The sequence below is a fragment of the Rhodoferax sp. EU05-FHT12H12 genome, assembly GCF_058791215.1.
On the sequence record NZ_JBYTDI010000003.1, the window covers coordinates 226,538 to 243,420 of the forward strand.

Consider the following 16,883-nt stretch of genomic DNA (forward strand, 5'->3'; position numbering starts at 1 on the left):
TATGAAATCCATGAAAACCTTCCCCATCCGCCTCACCCCCGGCCAGGACCTGCGCGCCGCGCTGGAAGCCGCGGTGCAGAGCCAGAACTGCCGCGCGGCCTTCGTGTTGTCCGGCATTGGCAGCCTGTCCACAGCTGGCATTCGCCTTGCGGGCGCGGCGCAGCCCACGCGGCTGACCGAGAGCATGGAAATCCTCACGCTGTCGGGCACGGTGGCGGTGACTGAGGGTGGCAAGACCGCCTCCCACATGCACATGGCCATTTCCACTGCCACGGGCCAGGTGCTGGGCGGGCATGTGGCGCCGGGTTGCACCGTGCTCACTACGGCCGAGGTGCTGCTGGCCCTGCTGCCCGACTGGCAGTTCAGCCGCGAGCCGGACGCGGCAACCGGGTATGACGAGCTGGCGGTGCGGGCACGGGGCTAATTCACTCCTGTTTTGATAGCTGCTTGCGCAGTATCTGCATGGGCTAGAGGTTAATTTCATTCATGACTTGCCTTTGGTCATCCATTCATTTACATTCAATATTCGCGATTCACGAATATTGAATGTAAATGCAACTGAAACCTCAAGACTTCCTGGTTGCCCTCAAGCTGGTGGCTTGGGGTGAGCAGCGCTGGACGTATGCGCGGCTGGCGCAGGAGCTGGGCATCAGTGTGTCGGAGGCCCATGCCTGCATCAAGCGCGGCTTGCAGGCGGGGCTGTTGGTCGATACCGCTTTGTTGATTCCGCCGCCAGAGGTTGCACCAGGCGTACAAGAGGGTGGTGCGGTTTATCGCGTACAGGCGCGGCCCCGCCGGGCCAGGGCGGACTCTTCTGACAGCACCGGCAGCGCGGATAATCCTGCCAAAGTGCACGGCCGCAACTTGGCAGAGTTTGCCGTGCATGGGGCCAAATATGCATTCCCAGCCGATAGGCTGCCTGTCTCGGTGGGCGTGCCCACCAGCCACAGCGCGCCAGCGTTTACGAGTGTGTTCGCGCCGGGCTCTGATGATTGGGTGTGGCCGCACCCCAATGGTTCGGTACGTGGGCAGGGGCTGGAGCCATTGCACCCCAGCGTGCCTTTTGCCGCAATGCAAGACACCAAGCTTTACGAAATGCTGGCCTTGTTTGATGCGCTACGCGTAGGCCGGGCCCGTGAGCGGGGCATGGCGCTCAAACGACTGCCGTTATTGATTTACCCCGACGGCCCCAAGCCCGCAGAGAGGCCCATGTATGGCTAATCCGAACCTTGACTTGCTTACATCCATTGCCAACGCGATGGGTGGGTTGCGAGAGCAGGTGGTGTTTGTGGGTGGTTGCGCAACTGGATTGCTGATAACCCAGCCCATCGTTGCGGATGCACGGGCTACTGAGGATGTCGACGCCATTGTCGAAGTGGCCTCGCTGGTGGGATACCACGCACTTGCGCGGCAGCTCATGGATCTGGGTTTCAAGCAAACCATGGCTGACAACACACCGCCATTCCGGTGGTACTGGAATGGCATGCAGCTGGACTTGGTACCTCTGGACGAGAAGGTGCTTGGCTTTGCCAACCGCTGGTACAAACCAGGTTTCGAAGCGGCAAACACCGCAACCTTGCCTTCAGGTTTGCAACTGCGGCATCTGTCTGCGCCGTACTTTATGGCTACCAAGCTGGAAGCATTTAAAGACCGGGGTAACAATGACGTCTACATGAGCCATGATCTGGAAGACGTCATCGCGGTAGTTGATGGCCGCGAAGAGCTGGCCGTTGAGATGAGATCCGCGCCAACCGATGTGCGGAGCTTTGTAGCATCTACCTTTGGCGAGCTTTTGCAGCACCCTGATTTCACCAACGTATTGCCCGGCATCGTTTCACAGAGCGCACGCGCAGGCCTTGTGCTGCAGCGCTTTACGAACATTGCCGCTGGCTTGGCCGTTTAAGCCGAGCGAACAATGCCCTCAATCTCATCAATCACTTATCTCCTAAACCATGTCCACATTCGAAATTGAAGGCGGCGTGCCCCTGCGGGGCACCATTCGCGCTTCCGGCAACAAAAACGCCATCCTGCCCATGATTGCGGCCTGCATCCTGACGGACCAGGAGGTCATCCTCGACAACGTGCCCGACATCATTGATGTGCGCCACATGCTGGACGTGATCATTGCGCTCGGCGGCAAGGTGGAGCGCAGTGGCGAGCGCGTCAGCATCCATGTGGCCAGCGTGCGCACCAGCGAAATCGGCCAGGCCCTGTGCAACAAGGTGCGCACCTCCATCCTGTGTGTGGCCGGCCTCTTGCATCGCACTGGCTCCGCGCGCCTGTACCCGCCGGGGGGCGACGTCATTGGCCGCCGCCGGCTGGACACACACTTCTACGGCCTGATGAAGCTGGGCGCCAAGGTCAGCATCGATGGCACTTACGACTTCACCATGCCCGGCCCGCTCACCGGCGCCGAGCTGTTTTTTGACGAACCGTCGGTGACCGGCACCGAGCACATCCTCATGGCCGCCGTGGTGAGCCGCGGCCACACGCTGATCCGCAACGCCGCCTGCGAGCCGCATGTGCAAGACCTGGCCCATCTGCTCAACGCCATGGGCGCCAAGATCAGCGGCATCGGCACCAACCAGCTCAGCGTGGAAGGTGTGGACTCGCTGCACGGCACCCGCTACACCGTGTGCCACGACCACATCGAAGCCGCGTCCTACCTGGCGCTGGCCGCCGCCACTGGTGGCGAAATCACGGTGGAGGGCACCGACAAACACGCCTACGGCATGTGCCACCGCGTGTTCGAGACCCTGGGCGTCAAGATCGACTTGCACGACAAACACATCTTCCTGTCCGGCAACCAGCGCATGCAGGTCACCCGCGACTTTGACGGCGCCATGCCGGTGATTGGCGACGGCCCCTGGCCCCAGTTCGCCACCGACCAGATGAGCTGCATGATCACCCTGGCCACGCAGGTGGAGGGCAATGTGCTGTTCTTCGAGAAGATGTTCGAGTCGCGCCTGTACTTTGTCGACAAGCTCATCGCCATGGGCGCCGCCGCCGTGGTGTGCGACCCGCACCGCGTGGTCATCAGCGGACGCAGCAAACTGCGCGCCACCACGCTGCCGTCGCCCGACATCCGTGCCGGCATGGCCCTCTTGGGCGCCGCCCTGTGCGCCAGCGGCAAGTCCACCGTGCAGAACGCCAACATGATCCAGCGCGGCTACGAAAAGCTGGACGAAAAACTGTTGGCGCTGGGTGCCCGCATCACCCAGAAGGTCTGAGTCTGCTATATAAAGAATAGCTGTTTGCGCAATATCCACGGGGGCTGAAGCCCTATTTGATGCCTAAACCATGAAAACCTTCTACAACCACCTGCACGCCCAGCACCAGGGCAAGGTCGAAATGTTCCGTGGCGCGCTGGTGCCGTGTTTTGAGGTACCGGCCCGCGCCGACCATGTGCTGGCCGAGTTGCAGCGCCGCCAGCTGGGCACCGTGCTACAAGCCCAGGCCTTTGACGACAGCGCGCTCACCGCCATCCACAGCCCGCGCTACCTGAATTTCTTGGCCACGGCCTGGGACCAGTGGGTGGCGCTGGACCCGGCCAACGCCGACAAGGACATCCTGCCCTCGGTGTGGCCCACACGCACCTTCCGCACCGACATCGAGCCGGACAACTTTGCCGCCAAGGTGGGTCTGTATTCGTACGACGCGGGCTCGCCCTTTACCAGCGGCACCTGGGTGGCGGCGCGTGCTGGCGCCCATTGCGCGCTGAGTGCGGCGCAGGCCCTGCTGGACGGCGACCGTGCCTCGTTTGCGCTGAGCCGCCCGCCGGGCCACCACGCGGGCGCGGACTTTTTTGGCGGCTACTGCTTCCTCAACAACGCCGCGTTGGCCGCGCAGCACCTGCGTAACGCCGGCATGCAGAAGGTGGCCGTGCTGGATGTGGACTACCACCATGGCAACGGCACGCAGGCCATCTTTTACGAGCGGCCCGATGTGTTCTTTGCCAGCATCCATGGCGATCCGCGCACCGAGTACCCGTTCTACCTGGGCCATGCCGACGAAACCGGGCAGGGCGCAGGTCTGGGTGCCAACCTGAACTTGCCGCTGCCGCGTGGCACTGATTACGCCACTTGGGCGCAGGCGCTGGACACGTCGCTGGCGGCCATTGCCAAGTTTGGTGCAGAGGCACTGGTGGTGTCGCTGGGCATGGACACCTTTGAGGGCGACCCGATCTCGGGCTTCACCTTGAAGAGCTATGACTACCTGCGCGTGGGCGAACGGCTGGCGCGCGCTGGCTTGCCCACGGCCTTTGTCTTTGAAGGCGGTTATGCGGTGGAAGAGGTGGGTATCAACGCGGTGAACGTGCTGCAAGGTTTTACCGCTGCTTAACCATTGGCTGCACGCCGGGCCGTCCCGGTGCGGCTAAGCTCCTGCCCCATGACCCGAATTTTCTTGTTGCCGGCGCGCCTGTGCGCCGGGCCCCGCCGCTGGCTGCTGGCCAGCTTGCTGGGTACCCTGATGGCCGGTGCCGGTGCGCCATCACTGGCCTATGCCGACGATGCTTACACCGAGCGCTTGGTGACCGAGTTCGCCCCCTGGGTGGGCAGCCCGCAGGACACCGCGGTGTTGGTGCAGAGCCTGCAAAGCGGTCAGGCGCTGGACCCCAGCGGGGTGGCCGGTGGGGTGCCTGCCACCGGTGCGCTGGGTTATGGCGAAACGCGCCTGGCGCTCAAGCTGGCGCAAGCCACCTTGGCGCAAGAAGGTGTGACCCAGCCCAGCGGCGCGCAAATCCAGGCGGCTTTGCATGGCGGCACCGTCGATACGGCCAACGGCCCCAAGGTGCTGCCTGGTGTGCTGCCGCAGCGCGCCCAGGGCCTGAGCTGGGGGGCGATGGCACAAAGCGCGGGCATGTCGGTGGAAGACCTGATACCGCCAAAATCGACCGCTCCCAAGCGGGCTGCGGTCAAAAAAACCGCCAAGGCCAAGAAGAAAGCGGCCACCAAACCTGCCGCCAAAGCAGTCGGCAAAAAGACGAAAGCCGTCCCCAAAAAGTCCGGCAAATAGGGCACGCCCGCAGGGCGTTAGACCGTGCCGCTGCGCCAGGTGCGCAGCAGGGCGAACCAACCGATGGCGGCCACCGCAATCAGCACGAGCGGAAACCCTGCGGTGGGGGACCAATCAATCAAGGCCCCTGATATGGCCGAGGCCACCAGCCCGCCCAGCGTGTAGTTCAACACCAGCACGGCGGTGCTGTTGACCAGGGGGATGCCCTGCTCCCGCGCGCCGATATCCGTCATGCTGAGGGTGTAGAGGCTGCTACCCGCCGCACCGAGCACAAACACAATGGGCCAGGCCAGCCACTGCGCCTGCGCCACCAACAGCAGCCCGCAGGCGGCCAGCAGGGCGATGGCTACACATACCGCCATCAGCGTGCGTCGCCCGCGGACCTTGTCGGTAAAACGATCCGCCACCATGCCCACCGGAATGGCAATCAGGGTGCTGCCGAGTCCGCTCACCGAAATCAACAGCGCCGCCGCTGCGGCCCCCAAGCCCATGGCCAGGCCGTAGAGCGGCAGGATGGAGGCCAGGCCCAGTTCAAAAAAACCGCCAATAAAGCCGGCCAGCATGATGATGGGGTGGTTCCGCACTGCCAGCCACAGGCCGTGCAGGCCTACCGGCGCGTGGGCCGATTCGGCATGCGGCGCCACCACGGGGATCTGCGTGGTCCACGCCAGCCCGATGCTGAGCAGGGCAATCGCCAGGCCCAGCGCCGCAGGGCCGTCCGAGCCCACCCAGGCCAGCAGCGTGGGGCCGATGATGAAGGTGGCCCCCACCATGGTGGCGTAGATGCCGATGGTGCGGCCCAGCCGGTCCGACGGGGAGAACTCGGCAATGAAGGCCTCGGCCAGCACCCAGCGCAGCCCGCCCGCCACGCCTGCAAGCAGTTCCAGCGCAAACCACAGCCAGAGCGCGTCGGTGGTCAAAAATCCGATGGCCGCCAGCAGCGGCGCGCCGGAGGCAAACCACATGGTGGTGCGCTGGCCCCAGCGCCGGGTGAGTGCGGCGGCAAACGGGGTGACGATGAAGATGCCCAGCCAGGTGGTGGCCGCAAACAGGCCCGCCACGGTGGTGGACACGTCGCGCTCTTTCAGCAGCACCAGCATCAGTGGCGACAGCATGAACACCCCCGACAGCTGGAACAGCGTGGAGCCAAACACGCTGAGCAGGCCCAGGAGCGAGCCCGTCGACGTGCGGCGAGCGCTTGCGTCCGTCATGGGCTGCGGGCCTGCAGAATGGCCCGCGCCACTTCGGCAAAGCCGGCGCCGCGCTCGGCTGCAGTCACATAGCCCGGCAGGTGCGCCAGCTGTGGCACAAAGCGCGCAATATTGGCCACCCCCACGCTATGCGTGAAGTGCGCAAACATGGCCTGGTCGTTGCCCGAGTCACCGACAAACACCCAGCGGTCCCGTTCGTTCGGTAAGTCGCGTCCCAACAGCGCCTGGGCAATCCAGCAGGCCCCCTGCCATTTGTTGAAGTTGCCAAAACAACCGTGGATGTGGATGCTGCTCACCGTGGTCTGCATGCCCGCGCGCTGCAGCACGGCCAGTACCTGCTGCACGGTCTCGGGCGAGTGGCGGGCAAACTCGGCGTAGTCAAACGCCAGGTCGGTTTCGCGCCCGGCGCTGTCGCGGCTGAGTTGCACGCCGGGCACCTCGGCCATCACCTGCGCGGCGATGGCCTGCATGCGGGCCTGGTTGTCGGTACGCGTGGCGACGTCTTGTTGATACAGTTTTGATAGCGGTTCGCGCATATTCCATGCGCTCTGCAGGCCTTTTTGATGCGCAAACGCCACCGCCCCGTTCTCCGCCACCATGGCGTCCACGGGCCAAGCGGCGCCGTGGGTGCCCGCCATGAAGGGTTCGCACCAACCAATGGGGCGCCCGGTGATGGGGATGACGATGAGGCCCGCGGCCTTGAGGTCGGCCAGCGCCTGCAGCGCGTCGGGCGTGATGGCACCCTCGGTGGTCAGGGTGTCGTCAATGTCGGTGAACACGCCCACCAGCTTGCGGCGGGCTTCTTGGGGCCAAAGGGTCAGGGCTTGCATGCGGCGGTTGGGTATGCTGCGGCTTGTGCGCACAAAGGCGCCATTGTCCGGGAGTTGGTGATGCAGCGTTGGGTCGTCATGGGGTTGTCATTGTGGCTGCTGGCCTGGGGCGCCGCGGCACAGACGCGGGGCGACCAGGCCTTCACCTGCCAGCGTGCCGCCAGCAAGATGGATGCGCTCATCGAAGACTGGCATGCCATGGTGCTGGAGTACCAGGCCGAGGCCCAGAACCCGTCGGTGCTGCAGATGTGGGCCGAGCACCGCAAGGGCCGGCTCAAGACCAACTTCCAGAAACACTGCAATCGCCAGTGGGCCACCCACCAAGCCATCTTGGTGTGTTTCAGCGGCTCGGTCACCGAGCTGGGGCTGGCCCTGTGCCACCAGGCCGACACCAACCCCAACGGCTGGCAGTACACGCCCTAGCCGGCCTCAGTCCACCAGCTCGTAGAGGGCGGAGCCGTCGCCGTTGTCCTGCACCAGCCGGATCTCCTGGTGCTGGCCCAGAAAGCGGCTGGCCGCGCTGCCCGACAGAAAGGTGGGGTGCACACCGGCGATGCGGGCGATGCGCCAGTTGCCGTCGGCAGACGGGTTGACGGTGTGGTCCGCCGCCAGTTTGTCCGACATGCGCAGGTACTCCACCAGGGCCTGGCGGTTTTCGTCGGGCGCGTCCAGCACCACCTTGTCGGCCTTCAGGCCGGGGAAGTTGCCGCCGCCAAATGCGCGGTAGTTGTTGGTGGCGACCACAAAGCGGGCCGTGTCCACGATGGGCTTGCCTTCAAACAGCAGCGTGCGGATGCGGTGGGCGTCCGGGTTGGCGAGCTGGCCCTTGGCGTCGTAGCGGGCGGGCTGGCTCACGTCGATCTCATACTGCACACCGTCGATCACATCGAAGTTGTAGGACGGGAAGGCGTCGTTGATGAGTGGCTGGCGTGCCGGGCCCTGCGGGTCGATGCGCAGGAACTGGCCGGCTGACATTTCCAGCCATTCGCGCACCTCTGCGCCGGTGATCAGCATGGCCTTGAGCGTGTTGGGGTAGATGTAGAGGTCGGCCATGTGCTTGATGGCCAGGGGACCGGCAGGAATGTCGGTGTAGTAGTTCCAGCCCTGGCGCCCGCCCGCCTTGAAAGGCGCGGCAGCCGAGAGCACCGGGTACTTCTCGTAGTCGGTGCCCTGCATGGCGCGCTTCACATAGGCAATCTGTGCGTTGGACACGATCTGGATGGACGGGTCATCCGCCACCTGTGCAAAGTAGCTGTAGATGGGCGCGCTGCTCTGGGCCACCTTGTTGCGCACATAGTCCAGCGTGCGCTGGTGCTCCGCGCCAATAAGCTGCATCACCATCGGATCTTCGGCCGCCAGCGACTGTTTGGCGGTGCGGTCAAAGATAGGGCGGATGGCGGCCTGGCTGCCCACCACCTTCCAGCTGCCGCTGCGGTTGTCCAGCGTCAGGTCGATCACGCCCAGGTGGTCGCCCCAGCGGCCGGGCATGACGGCGGGTACGCCATTGATGGTGCCGCGCGCGATGTCCACCTTGGGGTAGCTGGCAAAGGCCTTGCCGGGAAATTCGGCATGCGCATGGCCGAACAGAATCGCGTCCACCCCGGGCACTTCGGCCAGGCGCGACACGGCATTTTCCGCAAAGCTGCCGACCTCGCCTTTTTCAAAGCCAGAGTGGGGGATGGCGATCACCAACTGCGCGCCCTTGGCCCGCATCTCGGGCACATAGCGGCGGGCCATGTCCACCATGTCGCGCGTGACCACCTTGCCTTCCAGGTTGGCCTTGTCCCACTGCATGATTTGTGGCGGCACAAAGCCGATCACACCCACGCGCAGCGCGTGGGCCTTGCCATTGGCGTCCTTGAAGCTGCGGTCCAGCAGCACATAGGGGGTGAAGGCGTGGGTGGGGCTGGCGCTGTCCTGCTTGCCGTCGGCCAGCAGCACGTTGGCGTTCACATAGGGGAAGCCGGCCCCGGCAACGGTGCGACGCAAAAAGTCCAGGCCGTAGTTGAACTCGTGGTTGCCCAGGTTGGCGGCGTCGTAGCCCAGCGGGTTCATGACCTTGTAGGCGGGGTGCGTCTGGCCAGCCTGCAGCGGCGCCACGCGCGCCACCACATCGCCCAGCGGGTTGCCCTGCAGCAGGTCGCCGTTGTCAAACAGCAAGCTGTTGGGCGCCTCGTTGCGCGCGGCCTTGATCAGGCTGATAGCGCGCGCCAGGCCGTACTGGTCGGTGGGCTTGTCCTGGTAGTAGTCGTAGCTCAGCAGGTTCATGTGCACATCGGTGGTCTCCAGGATGCGCAGTTGCAGTTGTTCTGCGCTGGCGGCAGTGCCCAGGGCTGCCAGCAGCAGGGCGCTGGCGAGGCGCAGGGAAGAGGGAAATGTCATGGGAGCTCCTGTCCGGTCAAGCCAATAAAAAAGCCCACTGGGGTCAGCGGGCTTTTTATCTTACTGCGGCTGGCGTGTGGACCCTCAGCCCGCGCTTTGCAGCGCCAAGCCCGCATGCTCGCGCAGCGGGTGGAAGTGGATCTTGGGGAAACGCTCCTGCGCCAGGCGCACGTCATACGGGCTGGTGCACAGGTAGGCCAGCGTGTCGGCCGCGTCCTTGGCCATGCGCTGGGGGTAGGCGTAGACAAACTCGCGCAGTTCGGCCGGACTGTCGGCCGTGATCCAGCGTGCGCCGGTGTACTGGCTGCCTTCCAGGCGAATGTCGGCGTCGTATTCGGCCTTCAGGCGGTGCTGCACCACTTCAAACTGCAGCTGGCCGACTGCGCCCAGGAGCATGTTGCCGCCCATCTCGGGCTTGAACACCTGGATGGCACCTTCCTCACCCAGCTGGGCCAGGCCCTGCTGCAGCTGCTTGGTACGCAAGGGGTTTTTCAGCACCACGGTCATGAACATTTCGGGCGCAAAGAAGGGCAGGCCGGTGTACATCAGGTTCACGCTGCCATCGGTGATCGTGTCGCCCAGCTGCACGCCGCCGTGGGTGGTAAAGCCCACGATGTCGCCCGCGTAGGCCTCTTCCACCGCCTCGCGGCGCTGGCTCATGAAGGTCACCACCGACGTGGGGCGCAGCTCTTTGGCGGTGCGCATGACCTTGAGTTTCATGCCCGGTGTGTATTTGCCACTGGCCATGCGCACAAAGGCAATGCGGTCGCGGTGGTTGGCGTCCATATTGGCCTGCACCTTGAACACCACGCCACTGAAGGCCTCGTCTTCGGGCTGCACTTCTTTCACCACGGGCTGGCGGTTCACCAGCGTGGTACTGGTGCGGCTTTGCGGGCTGGGGGCCAGATCGACCAATGCGTCCAGCACCTCCATCACCCCAAAGTTGTTCACACCCGAGCCAAAGAACACAGGGGTCTGTTTGCCGGCCAAAAAGGCTTCCAGGTCCCAGGCAGGGCTGGCGCCGGTGGCCAGCTCCATGCTCTCCATGGCGGTGGTCCACTCGTGGCCAAAGCGCTGGGACAGGGAGTCGGCGTTGTCCAGCGACACGGTGTCAAAGTCCTGCGGGCGGCGTTCGCTGCCGCTCTCAAACACGGTCATGGCCTGGGTGCGCAGGTTGACGATGCCACCAAAGGCCTTGCCCTGGCCCACGGGCCAGGTCATGGGCACGCAGGGCATGCCCAGCTCGCGTTCGATCTCGTCGAGGATGTCCAGCGGCTCGCGCACTTCGCGGTCCATCTTGTTCACAAACGTGATGATGGGCGTATCGCGCTGGCGGCAGACCTCGATCAGGCGGCGCGTCTGCGCTTCCACGCCGTTGGCCGCGTCAATCACCATCAGTGCCGAGTCCACGGCGGTCAGCACGCGGTAGGTGTCTTCGGAGAAGTCCTTGTGGCCCGGGGTGTCCAGCAGGTTGATGACGTGGTCGCGGTAGGCCATCTGCATCACCGACGAGGCCACCGAGATGCCGCGCTGCTTTTCGATTTCCATCCAGTCGGAGGTGGCATGGCGGCTGGCCTTGCGCGCCTTGACCGAGCCAGCAATCTGGATCGCGCCCGAGAACAGCAGCAGTTTTTCGGTCAGCGTGGTCTTGCCGGCGTCCGGGTGAGAAATGATGGCAAAGGTGCGGCGGCGGCGGGTTTCGGCAAGAAAAGACATGGAGGGGGAGGGCTGCAGGCAGCGGCTGAGGCAAAGGGGGGGATTTTAGGGCCCTCGCTGCTGGCAAGCGGCTCCGGCATGATGCGCCGTCGTGGTGCCCGGAGCGGCAGGGACTGATTCCATCCCTTGGGCATCTACACTCCCGCCATGCAAAAAAGCGGTGGCACGACCAATATCAAGCAACTGGCACAGGCCTTGGGCCTGTCTACCTCCACGGTCAGCCGCGCCCTGAATGGCTACACCGATGTGAACGAGCAGACCCGCCTGCGCGTGCAGGAGATGGCGGCTGCCATGGGTTACCGGCCTGACGCCGGCGCGCGCCGCCTGGTGCGTGGCAACACGGACGCCGTGGGCATTGTGTATTCCGCAGCCGTCGAGAATCTGGGCAACCCGCAGTTCCTGGACATGGCCGATGGCCTGGCCGAACGGCTGGAACGCGACCACCTGGACCTGCTGCTGGCCGTGGCCAAAAACGAGACCGAGCTGGAAATCTATGAACGCCTGTTCCGGGGCGGGCGGGTGGACGCGGTGATTGTGCCCAACACCCGGGTGCAAGACCCGCGCGTGGATTACCTGCTGGACAAGGGCTACCCCTTTGTGGGCTATGGCCGCACGGCGCAGTGCGACCACTACTCGTGGCTGGACTTTGACAATGACATGGGCAGCCGATTGGCGGTGGAGCATTTGCTGGCGCTGGGCCACACCCGCATTGCGTATGTGCATGCACCGCTGGTGCTGAACTTTGCCTACCAGCGCCACCGGGGTTTTGTGGACGCTCTGGCCACGGCCGGGGTGGACATCCCTGCGAGTTACTGCATGGGGGGCGTGAACGACCGCCGCAGCGGTTTGCAGGCGGCGGCACGGTTGCTCGCGCTGCAACCCAAACCCACGGCCGTGTTGGTGGACAACAACCTCGGGGGGGTGGGCCTGATCCGCGGGCTCATCGATGCCGGTTTGCATGTGGGGCAAGACATCTCGGTCGTGGTCCATGGCGATATTCCGCAAGACACCCTCCTCACCGGGCTCGATGTCACCACCGTCACGCAGCCCACCCCGCAGACGACAGGCATGGCGTTGGCCGAGATGGTGATGCAGGTATTGCGCGCCCCGCAAGACGGCCCCTACCAAGTGCTGCGCCAGCCGGCCTTGCAGCTGGGCAGCAGCACGGGCCCGGTGAGGCAAGCTTGACCTTTTTCTGCGGGCTTGGTGCTGCGGGGCTATTGCGCTCCGCAGCAACGCGCTAAAATCCCCCACTTCCGAGGAGCGTTGCAGCTCGCCGCCCATGCCACGTGGGTGCCGCGAGTGAGGCTCGGAAAACACGCCGCGTCCTGCGCCGTGCCTGTCAACGGCGCTCACCCACTGGTCGTGTGCGGTGAGTTGGTTTTGAAAACTCCCCCCATGCCGCCAGTGCTTATGCAAATGAACGTTTGGAGCACACCATGAGCGCTGTATTGAAACCCACCAAGACCCCCAAGACATCGAAGGCCGCTGTGGCCAAGACAATCGTCGCCAAAGTTGCAGCGGCTGCCGCTGAAGATTTTCAGATTGCCGACATCGGCCTGGCCGCCTGGGGGCGCAAAGAGCTGACCATTGCCGAAACCGAAATGCCCGGTCTGATGGCCATCCGCGAGGAATTCACCAAGAGCCAGCCCCTGAAGGGTGCACGCATCACCGGCTCGCTGCACATGACCATCCAGACTGGCGTGCTGATTGAAACGCTGAAAGCCTTGGGCGCCGATGTGCGCTGGGCTTCGTGCAACATTTTCTCGACCCAGGACCATGCCGCCGCCGCGATTGCCGCCACCGGCACGCCGGTGTTTGCCGTCAAGGGAGAGACCCTGGAAGACTACTGGGACTACACCCACCGCATTTTTGAGTTCAGCGGCAAGAAGGGCACCGCGGCTGAAGGCCCCAACATGATTCTGGACGACGGTGGCGATGCCACCTTGTTGATGCACTTGGGTGCCCGTGCCGAGAAGGACATCAAGGTGTTGGCCAAGCCCGGCAGCCACGAAGAAATTTGCCTGTTCAACAGCATCAAGGCCAAGCTCAAGCTGGACCCCACCTGGTATAGCCGCCGCCTGAAAAACATCATTGGCGTAACCGAAGAAACGACCACGGGTGTGATGCGCCTGGAGGAAATGTCCGCCAAGGGCACGCTGGCCCTGCGCGCCATCAACGTGAACGACTCGGTGACCAAGAGCAAGTTTGACAACCTGTACGGCTGCCGCGAATCCCTGGTGGACGGCATCAAGCGCGCCACCGACGTGATGATCGCCGGCAAGGTGGCCTTGGTGGCCGGCTACGGCGACGTGGGCAAGGGCTCCGCCCAGGCCCTGCGCGCTTTGAGCGCCCAGGTGTGGGTGACCGAGATTGACCCGATCAACGCCCTGCAGGCTGCGATGGAAGGTTACAAGGTCGTGACCATGGAATATGCCGCCGACAAGGCCGATATTTTTGTGACCACGACCGGCAACAAGAACGTCATCACTTACAAGCACATGGATGCGATGAAGGACCAGGCCATCGTTTGCAACATCGGTCACTTCGACAATGAAATTGACGTTGCCTCCCTGTCCAAGTGCAAGTGGGAAGAGATCAAGCCCCAGGTTGACCACGTGATCTTCCCCAAGAGCGGCAAGAAGGCCGAGAAGCGCATCATCCTGCTGGCCAAGGGCCGTCTGGTGAACCTGGGTTGCGGCACCGGCCACCCCAGCTTTGTGATGTCGTCCAGCTTTGCCAACCAGACCATTGCGCAAATCGAGCTGTTCACCAAGCCCAAGGAATACAAGGCCGGCAAGGTCTACGTGTTGCCCAAGCACCTGGACGAAAAAGTGGCCCGTTTGCACCTGAAGAAGGTGGGTGCCATGCTGACCGAATTGACCGACGAGCAGGCTGCGTACATCGGTGTTTCCAAAGCCGGTCCGTACAAAAAAGACACTTACCGCTACTAAGCCAAGGATTCCATGCGTATAGACCAACTGCTGGTACAGCGCGGGCTGGCCAGCACCCGCTCGCAAGCACAGCGCCTGATCGCCGACGGCGTGCAATGGCAAAAGATGGAGGTGGGCGGGGAAGTCTGGAAGCGCGTGGTCAAAAACGGCGACGATGTGCCCGAAGACGCCCCCATCCAGCTGCTGGACGACTCCGAGGCACGTTATGTGTCGCGCGGTGGCCTGAAGCTGGAGGCGGCGCTCAAACACGTAGGCCTGTCAGTGGCGGGCTTGCGTTGTCTGGATGTGGGGCAGAGCACCGGTGGTTTCACCGACTGCCTGCTGCAGGCGGGCGCCCAGTCGGTGGTGGGGGTGGACGTGGGCAGCGCCCAGCTGCACCCCAGCCTGCGCGGGGATGCCCGGGTCTTGTGTGTGGAAGGGGTCAATGCACGCACCTTGTCCGCTACAGATTTGATAGCTGCTTACGCAGATAGTACGGGCGCTGAGGGGCAATTTGACCTTGAAGAAGACGGCGAGACCTTCGAGGATTTCGATGACTCCGAGATCGGCGCCGAACCTCCTTCCGAGGGTGACGACGCAGAGCTGGCCGCCTTGCCTGCGGAGTTCGCTCCGCCGTTTGACGTGCTCGTGGCGGACCTGTCCTTTATCTCCCAGACACTGGTGTTGCCCGCTGCTGTGTCCCTGCTCAAAGCGGGTGGCTCCCTGTTGACCCTGGTGAAGCCGCAGTTTGAGCTGCAGCCGGGCCAGGTGGGCAAGGGGGGGATTGTCAAAGACCCGGCCATGTATGCCATCGTCGAACAGCGCCTGCGCGAGGCCTGCGCCGAACTGGGCCTGACGGTCACCGCGTGGTTCGACTCGTCCATCGAAGGTGGCGACGGTAACCGCGAATTTTTCATTTTCGCCCGCAAGGCGGGCTGAGCACCATTCCCGCATGTGCGGGGCCGGTGAGACGGAGATGCTGATGTTTGCCAACGACCGAATTCCCCTGAGCCTGGAGTTCTTCCCCCCCAAGACGCCCGAAGGTGCGGAGAAGCTGCGTGGCGTGCGCCAGCAGCTGTATGCGCTCCAGCCGGAATTTTGTTCGGTCACCTTTGGTGCCGGCGGTTCCACGCAAGAAGGCACTTTCGGCGCCGTGCGCGAGATCCTTGCCGAAGGGGTGAGCGCGGCGTCACACTTCTCGTGCATTGGTGCCACCAAAGACACGGTGCGCGCGCAACTGGCCACGCTCAAGGCCATGGGCGTGAAGCGCCTGGTGGCTCTGCGTGGGGACCTGCCCAGCGGCTATGGCGCCGGCGGCGAGTTCCACTACGCGAGTGATCTGGTGGCCTTTATCCGCGCCGAGACGGGGGACGACTTCCACATTGAGGTGGCGGCCTACCCCGAGGTGCATCCCCAAGCCAAGTCACCTGCCAGCGATTTGCAGGCGTTTGCCGCCAAGGTCAAGGCCGGTGCCAATTCGGCCATCACCCAGTATTTCTACAACTCTGACGCCTATTTCCGCTTTGTGGAAGAGGTGGATGCGCTGGGGCTGGAGGTGCCGGTGGTGCCTGGCATCATGCCCATCACCAGCTCCACGCAGCTGATGCGCTTCTCGGATGCCTCCGGCGCCGAGATCCCGCGCTGGATTCGCCTGCGCCTGCAAAGCTATGGGGACGATGTGGCCTCGATCAAGGCCTTTGGCCTGGAAGTGGTGACGGACTTGTGTGAGCAGTTGCGCGCCGGTGGGGCGCCTGCGCTGCACTTCTACACCATGAACCAAAGCGCTGCCACCTTGGCGCTGTGCCAGAACCTGGGCTTGTCAGCCAGCTGAGATTTGCGTACGCCCCATTGGTTGATGGGGCGTTTGCCAACTTAGCCTGCGGAATCCAGCGTAAACGCGGCGTTGCTGTCCTGCCCCAGCAGCTCCACCATCTGCGGGAGGGCATCTTTGAGCTGGGCCTTCAGCGTGTGCGGCGGGTTGATCAGGAACATGCCGCTGGCGGGCAGCCCGGGGCGAACGACTTCGCCTTGTGCATCCTGCGTCAGCTTGCTGGACTTGACCGTCAGCGTGGCATGCAGCCAGGACTTGCCCGCTTTGTTGGCCATGGTTTTCAGGCGCTTGGGCAGGTCGTGTGCTTCGGGCCGGGGGATGATGGGGTACCACACGGCATAGGTGCCGGTGGCAAAGCGCAGCAGCGCATCCGCCACCATGTCGAGCACGCGGCCGTAGTCGTTCTTTACCTCGTAGCTGGGGTCGCACAGCACCAGGGCGCGGCGTGACGGCGGCGGCAGAAACTTTTTGAGTCCCTCAAAACCATCCTCGCGCAGGATGGCGACTTGGCGGCCTGCCTCCAGTTGGGCCACATTGGCCATCAGGGTTTTGGTGTCGGTGGGGTGCAGTTCATAGAGCTTGAGCTTGTCGCGCTCACGCAGCAGGCTCTGGATGATGAAGGGCGAACCTGGGTACACGCTCCAGCGCTCTCCGCTGTTGAAGCCCGCCACCATGTCGACATAGTCCTGCAGCGCAGGGGCAAACGGTTGTTTGGGTTTTGCACCCACCAGTTTTAAGAATCCTTCCGCGGCCTCTTCGCTGGTCTTGGCGTAATCACCATCCAGGCGGTACAGGCCGGCTCCGGCATGGGTGTCAAACACATTGAGGGCGGTGTCTTTCTGCGTCATATAGCGCAGAACCGCCAGCAGGACGGTGTGTTTGAGGACGTCGGCATGGTTGCCGGCGTGAAAGGCGTGGCGGTAACTAAACATCCCCTATGATACCCACGCAGGGCACCCACGCC

At 63.7% G+C, this 16,883-nt stretch carries 16 protein-coding genes and 1 riboswitch; of the genes, 11 read left to right on the forward strand and 5 right to left on the reverse strand.

From position 1 onward, the window contains the following. The first annotated feature begins 10 nt into the window (after positions 1 to 10). From AC3WS7_RS10450 to AC3WS7_RS10475, 6 genes are all read left to right on the forward strand, one after another. Entirely contained in the window at positions 11 to 424 is a 414-nt protein-coding gene (locus AC3WS7_RS10450) for a PPC domain-containing DNA-binding protein (protein WP_492656301.1), read from the forward strand. Positions 425 to 552: 128 nt separating this feature from the next. Next, entirely contained in the window at positions 553 to 1,221 is a 669-nt protein-coding gene (locus AC3WS7_RS10455) for a hypothetical protein (protein ID WP_296472558.1), read from the forward strand. Continuing rightward, positions 1,214 to 1,903: a hypothetical protein gene (locus AC3WS7_RS10460; protein ID WP_492656302.1), complete on the forward strand. Its 690-nt coding sequence runs from the start codon at positions 1,214 to 1,216 to the stop codon at positions 1,901 to 1,903. Before AC3WS7_RS10455 ends, AC3WS7_RS10460 begins: the two co-directional genes overlap by 8 nt. A gap of 49 nt (positions 1,904 to 1,952) precedes the next feature. Beyond that, complete coding sequence (gene murA, locus AC3WS7_RS10465; protein WP_492656303.1) at positions 1,953 to 3,230, forward strand: UDP-N-acetylglucosamine 1-carboxyvinyltransferase; 1,278 nt, start codon at positions 1,953 to 1,955, stop codon at positions 3,228 to 3,230. 70 nt (positions 3,231 to 3,300) lie between these two features. Beyond that, complete coding sequence (locus AC3WS7_RS10470; RefSeq protein WP_492656304.1) at positions 3,301 to 4,341, forward strand: histone deacetylase family protein; 1,041 nt, start codon at positions 3,301 to 3,303, stop codon at positions 4,339 to 4,341. Positions 4,342 to 4,389: 48 nt separating this feature from the next. After that, positions 4,390 to 5,016 (forward strand): hypothetical protein, encoded by a 627-nt coding sequence (locus AC3WS7_RS10475; RefSeq protein ID WP_492656305.1) that lies wholly within the window; start codon positions 4,390 to 4,392, stop codon positions 5,014 to 5,016. 17 nt (positions 5,017 to 5,033) lie between these two features. On the opposite strand, the gene AC3WS7_RS10480 is transcribed toward AC3WS7_RS10475, so the two are convergent. Together AC3WS7_RS10480 and AC3WS7_RS10485 are read right to left on the reverse strand one after the other, a co-directional pair. Continuing rightward, the gene (locus AC3WS7_RS10480; RefSeq protein WP_492656306.1) at positions 5,034 to 6,227 is read right to left on the reverse strand and encodes an MFS transporter; all 1,194 of its coding nucleotides are present in this window, start codon (positions 6,225 to 6,227) and stop codon (positions 5,034 to 5,036) included. After that, entirely contained in the window at positions 6,224 to 7,057 is an 834-nt protein-coding gene (locus AC3WS7_RS10485) for an HAD family hydrolase (RefSeq protein WP_492656307.1), read from the reverse strand. Before AC3WS7_RS10485 ends, AC3WS7_RS10480 begins: the two co-directional genes overlap by 4 nt. Positions 7,058 to 7,117: 60 nt before the next feature. Between AC3WS7_RS10485 and AC3WS7_RS10490 the strand changes: the two genes are divergently transcribed. Beyond that, complete coding sequence (locus AC3WS7_RS10490) at positions 7,118 to 7,480, forward strand: hypothetical protein (protein ID WP_296472571.1); 363 nt, start codon at positions 7,118 to 7,120, stop codon at positions 7,478 to 7,480. A gap of 6 nt (positions 7,481 to 7,486) precedes the next feature. On the opposite strand, the gene AC3WS7_RS10495 is transcribed toward AC3WS7_RS10490, so the two are convergent. Next, on the reverse strand, positions 7,487 to 9,439 hold the full coding sequence (locus AC3WS7_RS10495) for a bifunctional 2',3'-cyclic-nucleotide 2'-phosphodiesterase/3'-nucleotidase (protein ID WP_492656308.1): 1,953 nt from the start codon (positions 9,437 to 9,439) through the stop codon (positions 7,487 to 7,489). 84 nt (positions 9,440 to 9,523) lie between these two features. Then, positions 9,524 to 11,155 carry a peptide chain release factor 3 gene (locus AC3WS7_RS10500; RefSeq protein WP_492656309.1) on the reverse strand — a complete coding sequence of 544 codons (1,632 nt, stop codon included), beginning with the start codon at positions 11,153 to 11,155 and terminating at the stop codon, positions 9,524 to 9,526. Between the two features lie 147 nt (positions 11,156 to 11,302). On the opposite strand from AC3WS7_RS10500, the gene AC3WS7_RS10505 reads away from it, so the two are divergent. The 4 genes from AC3WS7_RS10505 (at position 11,303) to metF (ending at position 15,919) form a co-directional block, all read left to right on the forward strand. Beyond that, positions 11,303 to 12,343 carry a LacI family DNA-binding transcriptional regulator gene (locus AC3WS7_RS10505; RefSeq protein ID WP_492656310.1) on the forward strand — a complete coding sequence of 347 codons (1,041 nt, stop codon included), beginning with the start codon at positions 11,303 to 11,305 and terminating at the stop codon, positions 12,341 to 12,343. Positions 12,344 to 12,407: 64 nt separating this feature from the next. Continuing rightward, positions 12,408 to 12,516: riboswitch (S-adenosyl-L-homocysteine riboswitch) on the forward strand. 78 nt (positions 12,517 to 12,594) lie between these two features. Further along, positions 12,595 to 14,109: an adenosylhomocysteinase gene (gene ahcY / locus AC3WS7_RS10510; protein ID WP_296472579.1), complete on the forward strand. Its 1,515-nt coding sequence runs from the start codon at positions 12,595 to 12,597 to the stop codon at positions 14,107 to 14,109. 12 nt (positions 14,110 to 14,121) lie between these two features. Next, positions 14,122 to 15,027: a TlyA family RNA methyltransferase gene (locus AC3WS7_RS10515; protein WP_492656311.1), complete on the forward strand. Its 906-nt coding sequence runs from the start codon at positions 14,122 to 14,124 to the stop codon at positions 15,025 to 15,027. A gap of 43 nt (positions 15,028 to 15,070) precedes the next feature. Continuing rightward, a complete protein-coding gene (gene metF, locus AC3WS7_RS10520; protein ID WP_492656312.1) occupies positions 15,071 to 15,919 on the forward strand; it encodes a methylenetetrahydrofolate reductase [NAD(P)H] in 849 nt (282 codons plus the stop codon). A gap of 41 nt (positions 15,920 to 15,960) precedes the next feature. Here the strand turns inward: metF and AC3WS7_RS10525 are convergent, their stop codons facing one another. Further along, the gene (locus AC3WS7_RS10525) at positions 15,961 to 16,851 is read right to left on the reverse strand and encodes a 23S rRNA (adenine(2030)-N(6))-methyltransferase RlmJ (RefSeq protein WP_296472585.1); all 891 of its coding nucleotides are present in this window, start codon (positions 16,849 to 16,851) and stop codon (positions 15,961 to 15,963) included. Positions 16,852 to 16,883 lie beyond the last annotated feature (32 nt).